16 protein-coding genes are annotated in these 15,513 nt (G+C 72.8%); 2 read left to right on the forward strand and 14 right to left on the reverse strand.

Going from position 1 to position 15,513, the window contains the following annotated elements:
- Window positions 1-599: 599 nt before the first annotated feature.
- Window positions 600-1,070 (reverse strand): hypothetical protein, encoded by a 471-nt coding sequence (locus ACFP3R_RS12450; protein ID WP_380635702.1) that lies wholly within the window; start codon window positions 1,068-1,070, stop codon window positions 600-602.
- A 445-nt stretch (window positions 1,071-1,515) separates the two neighbouring features.
- Here ACFP3R_RS12450 and ACFP3R_RS12455 point away from each other — a divergent pair, with 445 nt between their 5' ends.
- Complete coding sequence (locus ACFP3R_RS12455; protein WP_380635704.1) at window positions 1,516-1,866, forward strand: STAS domain-containing protein; 351 nt, start codon at window positions 1,516-1,518, stop codon at window positions 1,864-1,866.
- Window positions 1,867-1,971: 105 nt separating this feature from the next.
- Entirely contained in the window at window positions 1,972-3,189 is a 1,218-nt protein-coding gene (locus tag ACFP3R_RS12460; RefSeq protein ID WP_380635705.1) for a PP2C family protein-serine/threonine phosphatase, read from the forward strand.
- A 124-nt stretch (window positions 3,190-3,313) separates the two neighbouring features.
- Here the strand turns inward: ACFP3R_RS12460 and ACFP3R_RS12465 are convergent, their stop codons facing one another.
- From ACFP3R_RS12465 to ACFP3R_RS12525, 13 genes are read right to left on the reverse strand one after another with little or no spacing between them, the layout of a single operon-like run.
- A complete protein-coding gene (locus ACFP3R_RS12465) occupies window positions 3,314-4,804 on the reverse strand; it encodes a dihydroorotase (RefSeq protein ID WP_380635707.1) in 1,491 nt (496 codons plus the stop codon).
- A 3-nt stretch (window positions 4,805-4,807) separates the two neighbouring features.
- Window positions 4,808-6,226 carry an MmgE/PrpD family protein gene (locus ACFP3R_RS12470; protein WP_380635709.1) on the reverse strand — a complete coding sequence of 473 codons (1,419 nt, stop codon included), beginning with the start codon at window positions 6,224-6,226 and terminating at the stop codon, window positions 4,808-4,810.
- Window positions 6,223-7,080, reverse strand: coding sequence for a cyclase family protein (locus ACFP3R_RS12475; protein WP_380635710.1), 858 nt, complete (start codon window positions 7,078-7,080; stop codon window positions 6,223-6,225). The genes ACFP3R_RS12470 and ACFP3R_RS12475 overlap by 4 nt, the downstream gene beginning before the upstream one ends.
- Entirely contained in the window at window positions 7,077-8,300 is a 1,224-nt protein-coding gene (locus ACFP3R_RS12480) for a CaiB/BaiF CoA transferase family protein (protein ID WP_380635712.1), read from the reverse strand. Before ACFP3R_RS12480 ends, ACFP3R_RS12475 begins: the two co-directional genes overlap by 4 nt.
- Window positions 8,297-9,121, reverse strand: a complete 825-nt coding sequence (locus ACFP3R_RS12485) for an alpha/beta fold hydrolase (protein WP_380635714.1) — start codon at window positions 9,119-9,121, stop codon at window positions 8,297-8,299. Before ACFP3R_RS12485 ends, ACFP3R_RS12480 begins: the two co-directional genes overlap by 4 nt.
- The gene (locus ACFP3R_RS12490; protein ID WP_380635835.1) at window positions 9,121-10,089 is read right to left on the reverse strand and encodes an oligopeptide/dipeptide ABC transporter ATP-binding protein; all 969 of its coding nucleotides are present in this window, start codon (window positions 10,087-10,089) and stop codon (window positions 9,121-9,123) included. The genes ACFP3R_RS12485 and ACFP3R_RS12490 overlap by 1 nt, the downstream gene beginning before the upstream one ends.
- A 5-nt stretch (window positions 10,090-10,094) precedes the next feature.
- Complete coding sequence (locus ACFP3R_RS12495; protein WP_380635716.1) at window positions 10,095-10,916, reverse strand: ABC transporter ATP-binding protein; 822 nt, start codon at window positions 10,914-10,916, stop codon at window positions 10,095-10,097.
- A 1-nt stretch (window position 10,917) separates the two neighbouring features.
- Complete coding sequence (locus tag ACFP3R_RS12500) at window positions 10,918-11,760, reverse strand: ABC transporter permease (protein ID WP_380635717.1); 843 nt, start codon at window positions 11,758-11,760, stop codon at window positions 10,918-10,920.
- Window positions 11,753-12,841 (reverse strand): ABC transporter permease, encoded by a 1,089-nt coding sequence (locus ACFP3R_RS12505; RefSeq protein ID WP_380635718.1) that lies wholly within the window; start codon window positions 12,839-12,841, stop codon window positions 11,753-11,755. The genes ACFP3R_RS12500 and ACFP3R_RS12505 overlap by 8 nt, the downstream gene beginning before the upstream one ends.
- Window positions 12,838-13,572: an SDR family NAD(P)-dependent oxidoreductase gene (locus ACFP3R_RS12510; RefSeq protein WP_380635720.1), complete on the reverse strand. Its 735-nt coding sequence runs from the start codon at window positions 13,570-13,572 to the stop codon at window positions 12,838-12,840. Before ACFP3R_RS12510 ends, ACFP3R_RS12505 begins: the two co-directional genes overlap by 4 nt.
- Window positions 13,565-14,353, reverse strand: a complete 789-nt coding sequence (locus ACFP3R_RS12515) for a maleate cis-trans isomerase family protein (RefSeq protein ID WP_380635722.1) — start codon at window positions 14,351-14,353, stop codon at window positions 13,565-13,567. Before ACFP3R_RS12515 ends, ACFP3R_RS12510 begins: the two co-directional genes overlap by 8 nt.
- A gap of 12 nt (window positions 14,354-14,365) precedes the next feature.
- Window positions 14,366-15,091 carry a DUF2848 family protein gene (locus tag ACFP3R_RS12520; protein WP_380635724.1) on the reverse strand — a complete coding sequence of 242 codons (726 nt, stop codon included), beginning with the start codon at window positions 15,089-15,091 and terminating at the stop codon, window positions 14,366-14,368.
- 28 nt (window positions 15,092-15,119) lie between these two features.
- Window positions 15,120-15,512, reverse strand: a complete 393-nt coding sequence (locus tag ACFP3R_RS12525; protein WP_380635726.1) for a carboxymuconolactone decarboxylase family protein — start codon at window positions 15,510-15,512, stop codon at window positions 15,120-15,122.
- Window position 15,513 lies beyond the last annotated feature (1 nt).

Genomic DNA, 15,513 nt, shown 5'->3' on the forward strand with positions numbered 1-15,513 from the left:
ACCCGGGATCTGAGCGGTCTCTCCTGTCGTGCCGACACGACTCCCCCTGAACAATAGGACCCCGAAGTACCGGCAGATGCGCGACACGAATGAACCGAACGCCGCCGAAACCGGTGCCGCTGACCGGAAATTGCGCCAGGGAAATCTATCAGACCGGCTCCGACCTGGGACAACGTCCTCACTCTTTCGGCCGCCTCCCCTGTCGCGCAATGACCGCACATGGGCGTCGGCAATCGACCTCGCGGACGCATCCGGGCGGCCCTGGACCACTCGGGAATTCGGCCGCCCGAAATGGGCTTTCCGGCCGAACGGCGTCCGTTCCACCCCGGGAGCCGGCCCCGAGTCCGCAGTCAGGACCGCAACGCCCCGGGAACCCGCCCGAAGACCGTGGGCGTGACCTGCGCCCGGCAGTCCGCGCGGGACGGCCTCCGGGACGGCCACGCCGACGCCCGGCAGGAGCGGCCGCCCACCCCGACCGGAGGTGATGTGCGGAGTTCACCGACACCCCGGTTCGCGAACGGCCCGGATGTCGGACCCGGTGGTCATCGGGCCCGGCATCCGGCCGCGTCATCCAGTTGTGGTTCCGCTGTCCCCTCCTGTCACGGGAAGCAGACGGACGAACTGTCGATGCGAATTCCGTTCGGAACACCCAGGGCCCGCAGGTTCCAGACAAGCGAGGCATTCCCCGACCCGAGGCACCCAACCCTGCCGTTGGTGTAGCGAATGTAGACGACGTCATCGTTGCGCGTGTTCACCGCGTAGTAGACATCCGTTCGACCGAACGCCTGCCACCCCGAGGTGACCACCTGGAACTGCCCGACCTTCGCCTGGTTCGCGTTGTAGAGGCACGCGTACGGGTACGCGCAGCCCAGGGCCCCCGAAGCACCGACCTCCCCGCCGGAACCGCGCGTGTTCGAGGCTTGCGCGCCCGAATTCTCCGTCAGCGGCACGGCGACGACCTGGCCGCTCCCCGGCTCCGTCGCCGAAGCGACACCGGCGGGGATGACGAAAGCCGCCGCCACTGCCACGGCGACGATCGCCAAACCCAAAGATTTCAACCTGACCAACATGATTCCCCCTTGAAGAAATAATTCCAGGTAGCCTGGATGCGCGGTCGACACATTGTGACGATCTACCGCGCGAAGGTCCCACGAAAGTGCCCCCATTTCGAAGTTAACACGCCGGACGGAAAGCCGTCGGACCTGCGGACAAGTTAGGGCACAGGGAGGCTTGAACAAATCCGATCGGCGCAGGCAAGTTGGCCCGATCGGCATGTATCCACATGATCGGACCGACTTTCGGGCACCGCGCGCCGATCTTTCCAGGGGATGTGGAATGGCCAACGATACGGTCGATCTCCCCCCTTCGACCGTGGTCGACGCGCAGGTCCCACCGCTGGTTCACCGACGCGGCGAACCAGCACCCGTGTGGGTGACGAACAGCGGGTAACGACCGCGTGCGTCGTCGCGATAACCAGGCGCCGGCGAAGGGGCCACCCCAGATGAGCACCACCGAATGAGCACCACCACCGCGGTGCCCGACGTCGGAGTGCGCCGTTGTGCCGTCGACCTCGCCGGGACCGCCACCGGCGAGGTGGTGCTGAGGGTGACCGGCGGGGTGCCCTACCCGATGGTGGGCGAACTGCTGGAGGGCTTCTTCCGGGTGCTGGACACCGACGCGCCCACGGTGGTGGTGGACCTGACCGGGGTCGGGCTGCTGTGCAGCGAGGCCGCGTACGCGCTGTCGGCGCTGGCCCGCTGGTGCGACCGGTCGGGACGCTCGCTGCGCCTGGTTCCCTCACCGGTCGTGCGCCGCAAGGTGGCCGTGCTGGGTCTGCTGGACGCCGTGCCGCTCACCCCGTCCTGAACCCCCGGCGGACCGCGCCACCGGCGAGCCGCGTGCTCCGGGCGGCTCGGCCGATGACGGCGTGACCGATGTGGTTGGCTGGAACCCCAGTCGTCGGAGGTTGCCGTGAGCGGTGGGGTGTTGGAACCGGGTGACGTGCTGGCGGCGGCCGAGAGCGCACCGCCGGCGGACTCGGTCGAGGTGGTCGCGCGTGACCTGGCGAAGCGGTTCGACGCCTTCGACGTGTCGTTCCTGCTGGTCGACCTCATCGACGAGCAGCTGGTGCGGCTGACCTCGACGGCGGAGACCCCGAACGGGTGGGACGCGGAGAACGTCGACCTGCGGGGCAGCGCCTACGAGGAGGTGCTGCGCACCCAGCAGCCGTGGCAGGAGCGGGACGGCGACGGCGACGGGGTGCGGGTGGTGCTGCCGGTGACCAACCGCGGCGACAGCGTCGGCGTGCTGGAGGTGACCGTGCCGTCCCTCGACGAGGCCGTGCTGGCGCAGCTGGGGCGAGCCGCGCACGCGCTGGCCTACGTCATCGCCGCCGACCGCCGCTTCACCGACCTCTACCACTCCGGCCGGCGCACCACCCCGATGAGCCTGGCCGCGGAGATCCAGCACCAGCTGCTGCCCACGGCGTCCTGCTGCGAGGCGGCCCAGTTCACCGTCGCCGGCGCCCTGGTGCCCGCCGACGACATCGGCGGCGACACCTACGACTACACCCTGGACCGCGACACCCTGCACCTGTCGATGACCGATGCCGTCGGCCACGACGTGATCTCGGCGCTCACCGCGACCCTGCTGGTCGGCGCGCTGCGCGGCGCCCGCAGGGCCGGCCACGACCTGGCCGAGCAGGCGCGACAGGCCAACCAGGCCCTGCTGGACCACGGCGGGAGATCGCTGGCGACCGGGCTGCTGCTGCGCGTCGACCTGCACCGGGGGTGGTGCGAGCTGGTCAACGCCGGTCATCCCCCACCGCTGCTGCTGCGCGACGGCGTGGTGCGACCGGTCGAGCTGGAGATCGACCTGCTCTTCGGCGTCCAGCCGCACCGGTACCGGGTGCAGCGGCTCGACCTGCGCCCCGGCGACCGGCTGGTGCTGATCACCGACGGCATGGTCGAACGCGGCGCCGCCGACGTCGACCTGCCGGCGCTGATCCGCGACACCAGGGGGCTGCACGTCAGGGAGGTGGTGCGGGCGGTGACCAGGGCGGTGCGCCACGCCTGCGGTGACCACCTCCAGGACGACGCCACCGTGCTCTGCCTGGACTGGCACGGGACCGACCGCACCCAGCGCCACGCCGACAACGGCGCCGACACGGACACCGCCTCACCCGCTTGACGTCCCGGGCGGTCGGGGCCACCCACCCCACCGTCCGGGACGTGCCCGAACCGGGGGTGGGACCGCACCCGGCCGACGGGGCGGGGTGGCCCCGCGACCGGGTGCGGTGGCGCGTCGCGGCTGGTCAGGTCGTCGGGCGGGACAGGTACCGGCCGGCGGGCTCGCCCACCACCTCGCCGTCCCGGAGGATCCGCCGTCCGCGCAGGAACGTGTCCGTGACCCGCGCCGTCAGCTCGAAGCCCTCGAACGGCGTGTACTCCTGGGTCGACTCCGAGTCCTCCGCCCGCACCACCCACGGGTGGTCGGGGTCGACCAGGGCGATGTCCGCGTCGTAACCGACGTCGAGGTCGCCCTTGGCGCGCAGGCCGTAGCGCCGGGCCGGGTTCGCCGACACCAGTTCCGCCACGCGGTGCATCGGCAGGCCGCGCCGCAGGCCCTCGGTGACCAGGCCGGCCAGCAGGTACTCCGTCCCGCCGAAGCCGGACTTGGCGACGAACACGTCCTCGCGCGGGTCGCCGAACTTCGTCTCGTCGCGGCAGCACGCGTGGTCGCTGACCACCCAGTCGATCGTGCCGTCGGCGACGTACTCCCACAGCGCCTCCACGTCGTCGCGGTCGCGCAGCGGCGGGTTGACCTTGCCGCCCAGGCCGTGCGCCGTGCGGAAGTCGGCCAGCAGGTGGCCGATGGTCACCTCCCGCCGGAAGTCGATGTGCGGGAACGCGCGCGCCATGCGCAGCGCCGCGTCGACCGCCTTGCGCGAGCTCAGGTGCAGCAGGTTGATGTTGGTCAGGCCGGTCTCGTGCGCGAGGTAGGAGGCGATCGAGATGGCCAGGCCCTCGGAGTGCGCCGGGCGTGAGGCCGAGTACGCCTCCAGCCCGGTGAGCACGCCCTCCTTCTCCACCAGCTCGGTGTAGGCGGTCATGATCTCCGCGGTCTCGCAGTGCAGCGACAACGAGATCTCGTCCGCCAGCTCCGGGAACCGCTCGCGGGCGGCCTGGATGCCGCGCATCACGAACTCGAAGTGGGCGTAGTCGTACCGCTCCCCCTCCGGGATCATCAGGAACGAGCTCTGGTCCTTCGACTTCCCGTGCAGGCCGTGCGAGCCGTAGAACATGAACACCTTGAACGACGGCACGCCGAACGCCTCGACCAGCTCGGGGATCTCCTCGATGTGCCCGCGCATCATCGGCGCCAGGTGGAACCCGTAGTCCACGTGCGCGCGGCCCCGCGCGGTCTCCAGCACCTCGGGGAAGAACGTGGCGTAGTCGCCGCCCTTGTTGAGGTAGTACTGCCCGGTCCGCATGTAGGTCAACGCCGTGGTCACGCCGCCCTGGGCGCACGCCCGGCTCTCCGAGGCCACGTCCGCGCCCAGCTCGTTGTAGATGCCCCAGTGCTGGTGGGCGTCGACCACGCCGGGGAACGCGAGCCGGCCGCCGCCGTCCACGACCTCGTCGGCGTCCCCGGCGCCCAGGTCGGGCGAGATCGCGGCGACCTTCCCGTCCCGCACGCCGATCGAGGTGCGCACGACGTCCGCCACGCCCGGCCGGACCAGGTCGACGTCGTGCAGTACGAGGTCGTAGTTCGCCATCCCGTGCTCCTCCTTGTTGTCGACCACTGATCAGGCGTCCGTCCGGACGCGGGTGAGGGCGAGCAGCTCGTGCGGCGGGAAGCCCTCCGGCAGCCGCGCCACGCCCTCCTCGACCGCGCGCACCGCGTCCTCGTCGAGCAGGTCCCGCGCGTTGTCCCGGAACTTCGCGCGCAGCTCCTCGACCGTCAGCGGGTTCTCCGGGCCGCCCCAGTTGGCCAGGACCTTCGCCGTCCACTCCCGGCCGTCCCGGGTACGCGCCCGCACCACGGCCGGGAACTGGTGCGGGAAGATCGCCGTGCACTCGTCGTCGGCGACCACGTCCGCGCGGGACATCAGCCGCCTGCGGCGCGGCTCGTCCAGCCGCTCGGCGGCGTAGTCGGCGAGCGAGGCGCCGAGGCCGGAGCCCCCGAGCAGACCGACCGACACCGCGTACGGCCCGCTGAACTGCGCCTCGTACGGGGTGCTCGGCACGCGCTTGCGCTCGATCGGCTCGCCGACCGTGCGCACCACCGGCGCGGGCACGCCGATCACCAGCGACTCGACCTCGTCGGGGTCCACCCCCTGCTCCCGCAGCGCCCGCCCGGCGTCCACGACGGTGTGGGTGAAGTGGTTGGCCGGGTAGGGCTTGAAGAAGATGCCGGGCACCTCCCACTCCTCCCCCAGGCCGTCGGTGAGCGCGTCGGCGTCGAACCGGCCGTGCAGGAACGCCTCGAAGAAGCCGAACCTGCCCTCCAGCACGGTCGGCGGGCCGGTGAACCCGTGGCGCACGAGTTGGGCGGCGCTGACCCCCGCGTGCGCGGCCCAGCCGCAGTGCAGCCGCTTGACCGTGCCGCCGGTGCGGTTGGCCTCGATCACGCCCGACGACATGGACGCGGACACGCCGATCGCGTGCGCGACGCCCGCCTCGTCCAGCCCGAACAGGGACGCGGCGGCCACCGCGCCGCCGATCGCGCCGCAGATCGACGTGGCGTGCTGCCCGTGCTCGAAGAACACCGAGTTGTTGGTCCCGCGGTCGTAGCCCGCCATGCCGAGCCGGACGCACACCTCCAACCCGGCCGCGACGGCGGCGAGCAGCGCCCGCCCGTCCGCGCGCACGGCCTCCGCGGCGGCGAGCGCGGCGGGCACCACGGAGGCGCTCGGGTGCAGCACCGAGGGCAGGTGGGTGTCGTCGTAGTCCAGCGAGTGGGCCAGCACGCCGTTGGCGAGCGCCGCCAGCGCGGCCGGGACCCGCCGGGCCTCGCCGACGACGTGGGCCTGTTCCGCCCCGCCCTGCTCCAGGACGTAGGCGATGGCCGCCGTGCTCGTGTCGAGCCGCCGCGCGCCGACGCACAGGCCGAGGACGTCGAGCACCCGGTCCCGGACGCTCGCGGCCACCTCCTCGGGCAGCGGCTCGCGCCGGACGGCGCAGGCGAAGTCGGCCAGGACGGCGCTGAGGGTCCGGTCGGTCACGACGCCGCCTTCGGGGTCACGGCCAGTGGGCGGACCGGGGAACCCGTGGCGCCGACGAGCTTGAGCGGGGACAGGACGAACAGGAACTCGTGGACCGCGGCGGCGGCGACCGCTTCGAGGTCGAGGGTCTCGATGATGTAGGTGCCGTGCTCCACCAGCAGCACGCGGTGCGCGGGCAGCAGGCTGTGGCCGCGGCCGGGCGGCAGGCACTCGAAGGCGATGGTGTCCGCGCCGGCGGCGTGCACGCGGCGCTCGGCCAGCCAGTGCGCGCCCGCCTCGCCGATGCCGGGCACGCCCGAGTCGTGCCCGACGTACTCGGCCGGACCGCCGCGGCCGAAGCGCGCGCCCCAGCCGCTGCGCAGCAGCACCACGTCGCCCTCGCGCACGTCCACGCGCTGCCGCCGGGCGGTCAGGTCGAGGTCGTCCGGGGTGATCTCGTAGCCCGGTTCGCAGGCCGCCAGCCCCAGGGCCGCGGGCACGTCGAGCAGCACGCCGCGGCGGAACATGGGCTCGATGGTCTCCGCGCCGTGCGCGGTCATCGCGCCGCCCCGCTGGTTCTCCACCGCGTCGACGCCACCGAACAGCCGCCCGTCGTGGGAGACGTGCGAGAACGCGTCGACGTGCGTGCCGACGTGCGTGCCGAGCGAGATGTGGTCGGCCGCGGCCGAGCCGCCGTCCGCGCGCACCGCGTCGCCGTGCCTGCGGGGCAGGGTGTGCCAGTACGGCGGGTGGTTCGGCGACTGCGGCATCCCGCGGTACAGGGGTCGACCCAGGTCGAAGACCTCGACACCGCCGCCCAGGGTGCGGTCCAGCCAGGCGTCGGTCCCGGGTGTCGCCAGGTCGGTGGCCCTCACGCGATCACGCCCCGCTCGGTCATCCGGTCGAGCTCCTCGGCGGTGTAGCCGAGCCCGGTCAGCACGGCGCGGGTGTCCGCGCCCTTCGCCCGCCCGGTGTGCCGGATGGCGCCCGGTGTCCGGGACATGCCCCACATCACGTTGTGCATCAGGACGTCCCCGAGTTCCTCGTCCTCGACGGTGGTCAGCATCCGCGTCTTCCTCACGTGCTCGTCGGCGACGACGTCCGCGGCGTCGTAGACCGGTGCGACGGCCGCGCCCACCTCGTCGAAGCGGGCCAGGACCTCGTCCCGGGTGCGTGCGCCGATCCAGGACCCGACGTGGTCGTCGAGCAGGTCGGAGTGCTCGACGCGCCCGGCGCCGGTGGCGAACCAGGGCTCGTCGACGACCTCCGGGTGGCCGACGAGCCGCAGCACCCGCTCGGCGATGCTCTGCGCGCTGGTGGAGACCGCGACCCACCGGCCGTCCGAGGTCAGGTAGGTGTTGCGCGGCGCGTTGTTCACCGAGCGGTTGCCGTGCCGGGTGCCGACGACGCCGAGCTGGTCGTAGACCGTCGGGCCGGGGCCGACGGCGGTCATCAGCGGGGTCAGCAGGTTCACGTCGACCACCTGGCCGACACCGCCGCCACCCGCGTCCCGCTCGTACAGGGCCATCACGGTGGCCGCGGCGGCGGCGATGCCGCTGATCGAGTCCGCCAGGCCGAACGCGGGCAGCGTCGGCGGCGCGTCGGCGGGGCCGGTCAGGTGCGCGAAGCCGCTCATCGCCTCGGCGAGCGTGCCGAACCCCGCGCGGTGGGCGTAGGGGCCGGTCTGCCCGAACCCGGTGACCCGGACGACGACGAGCCGGGGGTTGCGCTCCCACAGCACGTCGGGTCCCAGGCCCCAGCGCTCCAGGGTGCCGGGGCGGAAGTTCTCCACCAGCACGTCGGAGCGCTCGACGAGGCGGAGCAGCACCTCGGCGCCCTCCGGGGTGGACAGCGACGCCGCGACGGTCTTCTTGTTGCGCGAGATCTCCTTCCACCACAGCGGTTCGCCGTCCTTGGCCGGACCGTGGCCGCGCATCCCGTCGCCGCGCCGCGGGTGCTCGACCTTGATCACGTCGGCGCCGTAGTCGCCCAGCAGCCGGCAGCACAGCGGGCCGGCCAGGATGGTCGACGCGTCGATCACCCGCAGGCCCGTCAGCGGGCCGGCCGGCGCCGGGGGTGGCAGGTCGTGCGTCATCGGGTGGTCCCCCTCGTCTGGTCGATCGTGTCGGCGAGTGCCGCGCGGAACCCCTGCGGGTCCTGCTCGGCGACGAAGTCGGTCGCCCCGGCGAGGACCACCGCTCGGCGGTGCCCGATCGCCGCCAGGGAGCGCTCGTGCATGGCGGCGATCCGGTCGGCGGTGCCCGACAGCAGCAGGTCCACCGGCCCGGCCCGGCGCGCCGAGTCGTGCAGGTCGTGCCGCCAGATCGCCCGGTAGGACGCGGCGAAGTCGGGCCCGGCGTCCAGGTGGTCGCGCACGAGCCCGGTCAGCAGCCCGGCGCTCGCCCACGGGTACTCGCCGCGGACGCGGTCCCAGATCCACCGCAGGTGGTCGCCCTCCCCGTCGTGGGTCCACGGCGGGGCGAACGTCGCGAGCCGGTCGGCCTTCTCCGCCTCGGTGTAGACCGGGACGCCGTGCAGCACCACCCCGGCGGCGCGGCCGGGCCGGCGGGCCGCCGCGTGCAGCGCGAACACCGCGCCGGTGGCGCGCCCGAACAGCCAGGGCCGCTCCGCGCCCAGCCGGTCGGCGACGAACCAGGCGACGTCCGCGTACCGGTCCACGTCCCAGTCGCCCGCGCCCGCCTCGGAGGAGCCGTATCCGGGCGTGTCGACCGCGACCGGCACGCAGAAGTCCACCAGGCCGTCCAGGGCGGGTCGGTAGCGGCGGGACGACAGCGGGCTCTGGTGGAACATCACCAGCAGCGGCAGGCCCCGGCCCAGCCGGTCGGCGAGCGGCTCGTCACCACCGCACCGGTAGTGCAGCAGGCCCCACGGCGCCCGCAGGTAGCCGGCGCCCATCACGCGCCCTCGGCGGGGATCAGCTCGTCGCTGCGCTCGGCGCGCAGGCACGCGACCTCGTGCAGCGGCGCCACCGGTCGCGGCAGCACGACGCCCGCCGAGCACTCCGCGATCTCGATCGGGCACCGGCCGCTGAGCACGCACGTGGTGGGCGCCTTGGACGGGTTGGGGATCTCGCCGCGCAGCGGCACGTGCTCGCGGATCTCGCCGACGACCGTGCTCAGCGTCGCCGACATCAGCGCCTTGGTGTAGGGGTGCTTCGGGTTGCCCAGCACCTCGGCCGTGCGGCCCTGCTCCACCACCTGCCCCAGGTACATCACCGCGACGCGGTCGCTGATGAGCCCGACCGTGGCCAGGTCGTGGGAGATGAACACGTAGGAGATGCCCTTCTCCCGCTGGAGGTCGCGCAGCAGGTCGAGCACCCGGGCCCGGACCGACACGTCCAGCGAGGACGTCGGCTCGTCGAGCACCACCAGCTTGGGCTCGGTGATGATCGCGCGGGCGATGCCGATGCGCTGCTGCTGGCCGCCGCTGAGGTTGCGGGGCAGGCGCTCGGCGTGCTCGGCGGTCAGCCCGACCCGCTCCAGCATCGCCACCACCCGGTCCCGCCGCTGCCTCCGGTTCAGCCCGCTGTTGTGCACGATCAGCGGCTCGGCGACGATGTCGCCCACCTTGATCCGCGGGTTGAGCGATTCGTAGGGCTCCTGGAACACCACCTGGAGCTTCGAGCGCAGGGCCCGCACCTCGGGCTTGCGCAGCGAGCCCAGCTCGGTGCCGTCGAAGCTCACCCGCCCCTCGGACGGCGTGATCAGGCCCAGGGCGATGCGGCCCAGGGTCGACTTGCCCGACCCGCTCTCCCCGATGACGGCGACGGTCTCGCCCGGTTCGACGGTGAGCGAGACGCCGTTGACGGCGTGGACCTCCTTGCCGCCGCGGCGGAACACGTGCCGGATGCCGGTCAGCTCCATCAGGCTCACGACCCGGTCACCTCCGCACGCGCCGGCCGCGCCGACTCCCAGGGGGCCGGCGGCACGGCCGCCAGCAGCTGCCGCGTGTACTCGTGCGCGGGCGCGCCGAACACCCGGGCGACCGGCCCGCTCTCCACGACGTGCCCCGACTTCATCACCACGACCTCCCGGCAGTACTGCGCCACGACCCCGAGGTCGTGGGTGACCAGCAGCAGCGACCGGTCGCCGGTCGAGACCTGCTCCCGGATCAGGTCGAGGATCTGGCGCTGCACGGTGACGTCCAGCGCCGTGGTCGGCTCGTCCGCGATCACCAGCGGCGGGTCGTGCACCATGGCCAGCGCGATGACCACGCGCTGGGCCATGCCACCGGACAGCTCGTGCGCGTAGCCGCGCAGCACCCGCTCGGGGCCGCGGACCTGGACCGATCCCAGGCGCTCCAGCGCCAGGTCGCGGACGTCGGAGCGGCTCATCCTGCGGTGCGCCCGGATGACGTTGGCGAACTGCTTCTCGATCGGCAGCACCGGGTTGAGCGAGCCGAACGGGTTCTGCGCGACGAACCCGATGCGCCTGCCCCGGACCTGCCGCAGCTCCTTGCGCCCCGCGGTGAGCAGGTCCAGGCCCTCGAACTCGGCCCTCCCCGCCACCACCCGGCCGTAGGAGGGCAGCAGGCCCAGGACCGAGCGGATCGTCACGGACTTGCCCGAGCCCGTCTCGCCGACCACGCCGACCGCGGTGCCGCCCGGCACCTCGAACGAGATGTCCTCGACCGCGCGGACCGTGCGGACCCGGCTGCGGAACTCCGTCGTGAGCCCGGAAACCTTGAGCACGTCAGCTCCCCTCCACCCGGCGCTGGATGCCGTTGGCCAGCACGTTGAGGCTGCCGATGGCGATGAAGATCGCGACTCCCGGCCACATGGCCACCCACCACTGACCCGTGGCGATGCCCTGCGCGCCGATCTGCACCATCGACCCCCAGGTGGGGTCGGGCGGTGACACGCCGATGCCGAGGAAGTTCAGCGCCGCGATCACGATCACCGCGTTGGCCGCGGTGAGCGAGCACTGCACCAGGCACACGTCCACGACGTTGGGCATCACGTGCCGGAACACGATGCGGCGCGGTCGCGCGCCGGTCGCCACGGCGGCCTCGATGAACCTGCCGTCCCGGATCGCCAGCGCCTCGCCGCGGATGAGGCGGATGAAGCGCGGCCCGTTGATGATGACGATGGCGTAGATGATGTTCTGGATGTTGTTGCCGGTCAGGGACACGATGGTGACCGACAGCACGATCAGCGGGAACGACTGGAAGGCGTCCAGGGCCCGCATGAACCCCTCGCTGTAGCGGCTCTTGGTGCTCAGCGGCAGGCCGATGAGCAGGCCGAGCACCAGCGAGGCCAGCGTGCCCGACAGCGCCAGCGGCAGGTCGCTGCGACCGGCGGCGACCACGCGGGAGAACACGTCGAAGCCGTTGGCGTCGGTGCCGAGGACGTGCTGCGCCGACGGGCTCAGCAGCACGCTCGTCGGGTCGGGCGTGGTCGGCCCGTACGGCAGCGGCGCGAAGAACGCGGCGAGCAGCATGAGCAGCAGCACACCGCCGCCGAAGACGATGCCGGGGTTGGCGCGGGCGAAGGACCAGGCGGTGGTGCCCGCCCTGGTCGCGAGTCGGTCACTCATAGCTCACCCGCGGGTCGAGGAAGAGGACGAGGACGTCCAGCAGCAGGAACAGGGTCAGGGTCATCAGGCCGGCGGTGACCACGAAGCCCTGGATGACCGGCACGTCGACCTTGAGCACGCCGTCCAGCGCCCACTGGCCCATGCCGCGCCAGTTGAACACCCGCTCCACGATCGCCGCGCCGCCCAGCAGGGAGCCGAACAGGATCGCGATGTAGGTGATCACGGTGGTGCGCGAGGCGAGGAAGGCGTAGCGGACGACGGTCCGCTCCCGCAGGCCGCAGGCGCGGGCGAACTCGACCTGCGGCGTGGTCAGCGCGGTGCCCATGCTGCCGCGGGCGGTCTTGGCGAAGTAGGACGAGTACACCAGGCCCAGCGACAGCACCGGCAGCGCCGCGTGCTGGAGCGCCGTGCCGAGCGTGGCCCAGTCGCCGGCGAACAGGCTGCCGAGGATCAGGAACGACGGCTGGTCGCCGCTCGCGTCCACCGGCAGGCGGCCGATCGGCGGCGGCGCCCAGCCGAGCAGGAAGAAGAACACGTAGATGCCGACCAGCGCGAGGAAGAAGTCCGGCACCGACTGGAGGACGGAGGTGAAGCCGCTCATCGCGCGGTCCGGCCAGCGGCGCGCGAAGTACGCGCCGAGCACGCCGATCGCCAGGCCGAGCGAGATCGCGAGCAGCAGCGCCATCATGACCAGCTCGACGGTGTTGGGCAGGAAGCGCCCGATCTCGTGCAGCACCGGCTCGTCGGTGAAGAACGACCGGCCCAGGTCGCCCTGGAGCAGGTTGCCCCAGAAGGACAGGTAGCGGTCCCACAGCGGCTTGTCGAGCCCGAGCTGGGCGTTGACGTGGGCGACCTGCTCCGGGGTGGCGAAGTCGCCGAGGATGGTGATCGCCGGCTCGCCGGGGATGAAGAACACCAGCACGAACGACACGCTGCCCAGCACGAACAGCGAGATGGGCACGATGGCCACGCGCTTGAGGACGTAGCGCAGCACCGGTCGGCGCGCGCGCGGGCGGCGCGGCCCGGACGGGCTCGGCGTCGCGGTCGCGGGCGCGGCGACGGTGTCGGGTGAGGTCTTCACAGCACGCTCACCCCGCCGTCGACGGCGATCGTGTGGCCGGTGACCATCGCCGCGTCGGTGGAGGCGAGCCAGCGCACCGCGGCGGCGACCTCCCGGGGCGAGACGGCCCGGCCGAGCGGGATCGTCGCCAGCTTCGCCGCCATGTACTCGGCGTCGTCCAGCACGTCCGCGGTCATCGGGGAGGGCACGATGGTCGGCGCCACGGCGTTGACCCGGATGTCCACCGCCGCCCACTCGACGGCCAGGACCTTGGTGAGGTGGATGATCGCCGCCTTGGTCACGCCGTAGATCGCCGAACCGCCGATGGCCACCAGGCCGCCGGTGGAGGCGAGGTTGACGATCGAGCCACCCCGCCGCGCCATGGCCCGGTAGGCGGCCTGCGACATCCGGAAGGTGCCGTTGAGGTTCACGTCCACCACACCGCCCCACACCTCCTCGGGCATGTCCTCGGTGCGCCCGCGGGCGTTGACGCCGGCGTTGTTCACCAGCAGGTCCAGCGAGCCGAACCCCTCCACGGTCTCCTCGACCGCGGCCCGGCAGGACTCCCCGGACCGCAGGTCGAGCATCACCGAGTGCCGCGCGCCGGGCGGGCGCTCGCCGTCGAGGTCGGCCGCGACCACGGTGTAGCCGTGCGCGGCCAGCTCGGCGCAGAGGTGCGCGCCGATGCCGCCGGTCGCACCGGTCACCAGCGCGACGAGCGCGCGGCCGGGCGCCTCCACCTGCTCACCCACGGGTCACCTCCGCCACGGGCCGGGCCGACCACTCGGCGCGGGTGGCGCCGGGCAGCCCGGCTCGGGAGAGCGCCACGCCGGGGCTGAACGCCTCGTCCACGCCCGCCAGGCGCAGCAGCGCCCAGAGGGTGGCGAGGTTGCTGCTCACCGCGGGCCGCCCCGTGTCGGCCTCGACCGCCGCCAGCGAGTCGAGCGTGCGCCAGTTCGTGCAGCTGATGACCACCGCGTCGGCGTCGGTGACGTCCAGCTCCCGGGCCGCCAGGTAGGACGCGGTCGGTTCGAGCCTGCCCTTGTCCAGGTTGGACAGGACGCGCAGGTCGTTGCGGGACACCACGTCGAACCCCGCCTGCTCCAGGTAGTCCCGCGCGCCGTCCGCGACGGCCGGGACGTAGGGCGTGGCGACGGCGAGCCGCCGCGCCGGCAGGGCGGTCAGGGCGGCGACCAGCGCGCTGCTGGTCGTCACCACGGGCACGCCGTGCCGGCGGGTCAGCTCGTCGCACATCACCTGGTCGGAGTCGCGACCGTCGAGGAAGCTCCCCGAGGTGCAGGCGAAGGCGATGGCGGCGACGCCCGCCCCGGCCAGCTCGGCCGCGGCCCGCTCGACGTGGCCGTGCATCGCCAGCAGGCTGGCGACCTTGTCCTGCTCGGACGCCACCTCCTCGACCGGCACCCGGGTGGCCAGCACCGCCACGTCCCGGGGGACGTGCGCGGCGAACTCCGGCTCGACCGTGGTGTTGGTCGACGGGACGATGACGCCCAGGCGGGCTCTGCGTCCGTACATGGGTGCTCCCGGCTACTGGTCGGTCGGTCGGAGTGGGACGCGGTGGCCCGGCTCGACCTCGGCGAGCAGGTCGACCACCGCGTAGTCGAGTTCGAGGGCGTCGCCCCCGGGGTCGCGCAGCCGCGCGGTCCACCTGGCGCCGAAGCGGATGCGCTTGTCCAGGCTGGTGTAGGTGCCGCAGTACACCAGGTAGGAGCCGGGCAGCTCGGTGACCCGTTGCCCGAGGGCGGCGATGATCTCGCGCGGCGGCAGGAAGACGGAGGCGGGCGAGCACTGGTACGGCTCGCCGTCCACCTCGGACTCCAGCACCAGGCGGTCCCAGGCGGCCTCGACGTCGGCCAGGGGCCACACCCGGCGACCCAGGACGCTGGGGCAGTACTGCTTCGCCCAGATGATGCTGTGCCGCTCCAGCTCCCGGTCGGTGTGGTCGGAACCGACGCCCACGTACACCTCGCCGTCCTGGACGACCAGCACCAGCTCCACCTCGCCCGAGGTGCGCCCGCTGTGCACGCCGATGGTGTCGTCGGTCGTCACCGAGTTGACCGACATCGGGTAGACGCGCGGTGCGGGCCGGTCGAACGCGATGCGCACCCCGACGTCCGCGACCTCCTCCTGGTGGGCCAGGGCGGACGACGGGTCCACCGTGGCCGAGCCCAGGTTGTAGACCCGCGCGGGAGACGCGGTCAGCTCGCCGTCGTCCTGCCCCGCGCGACCCACCCGCAGCGTGAACGTGGTCATCCTCCGGCCTCCTCGCCGATCGCCGCGGTCAGGACTCGTCGAACACGCGGGAGAGGACGTGCGTGGCCTCCTCGACGGTGGGCACGCCGCCGGGCAGGGCGGACAGCAGGATCGCCTCCAGCACCTCCCGCCGGGTGGCGCCCTCGCGCACGGCCCGCTTGGCGCTCCAGACGATGCCGTCGGGGTCGCCCTTCACCGCGGTGGTGACGCCCACCAGCACGAGGTAGCGCGTCTTGAGGTCCAGCGCCCGCGGCGTGTCGGAGAACAGCAGGTCCGAGGCCAGGTCGTCGTACTTGCGCAGGATCTGCGGGTCGACCTCGGCCATCAGCTCGTGCACCGGCAGCAGGTAGCCGCGGCGGGCCTTGACCCTGGCCAGGGCCTCCTCGTCGGTGATCTCGGGGGTGGTGGTGTTGTCGGTCATC

It is taken from the genome of Saccharothrix lopnurensis (genome assembly GCF_042658445.1).
Taxonomy (GTDB): domain Bacteria; phylum Actinomycetota; class Actinomycetes; order Mycobacteriales; family Pseudonocardiaceae; genus Actinosynnema; species Actinosynnema lopnurensis.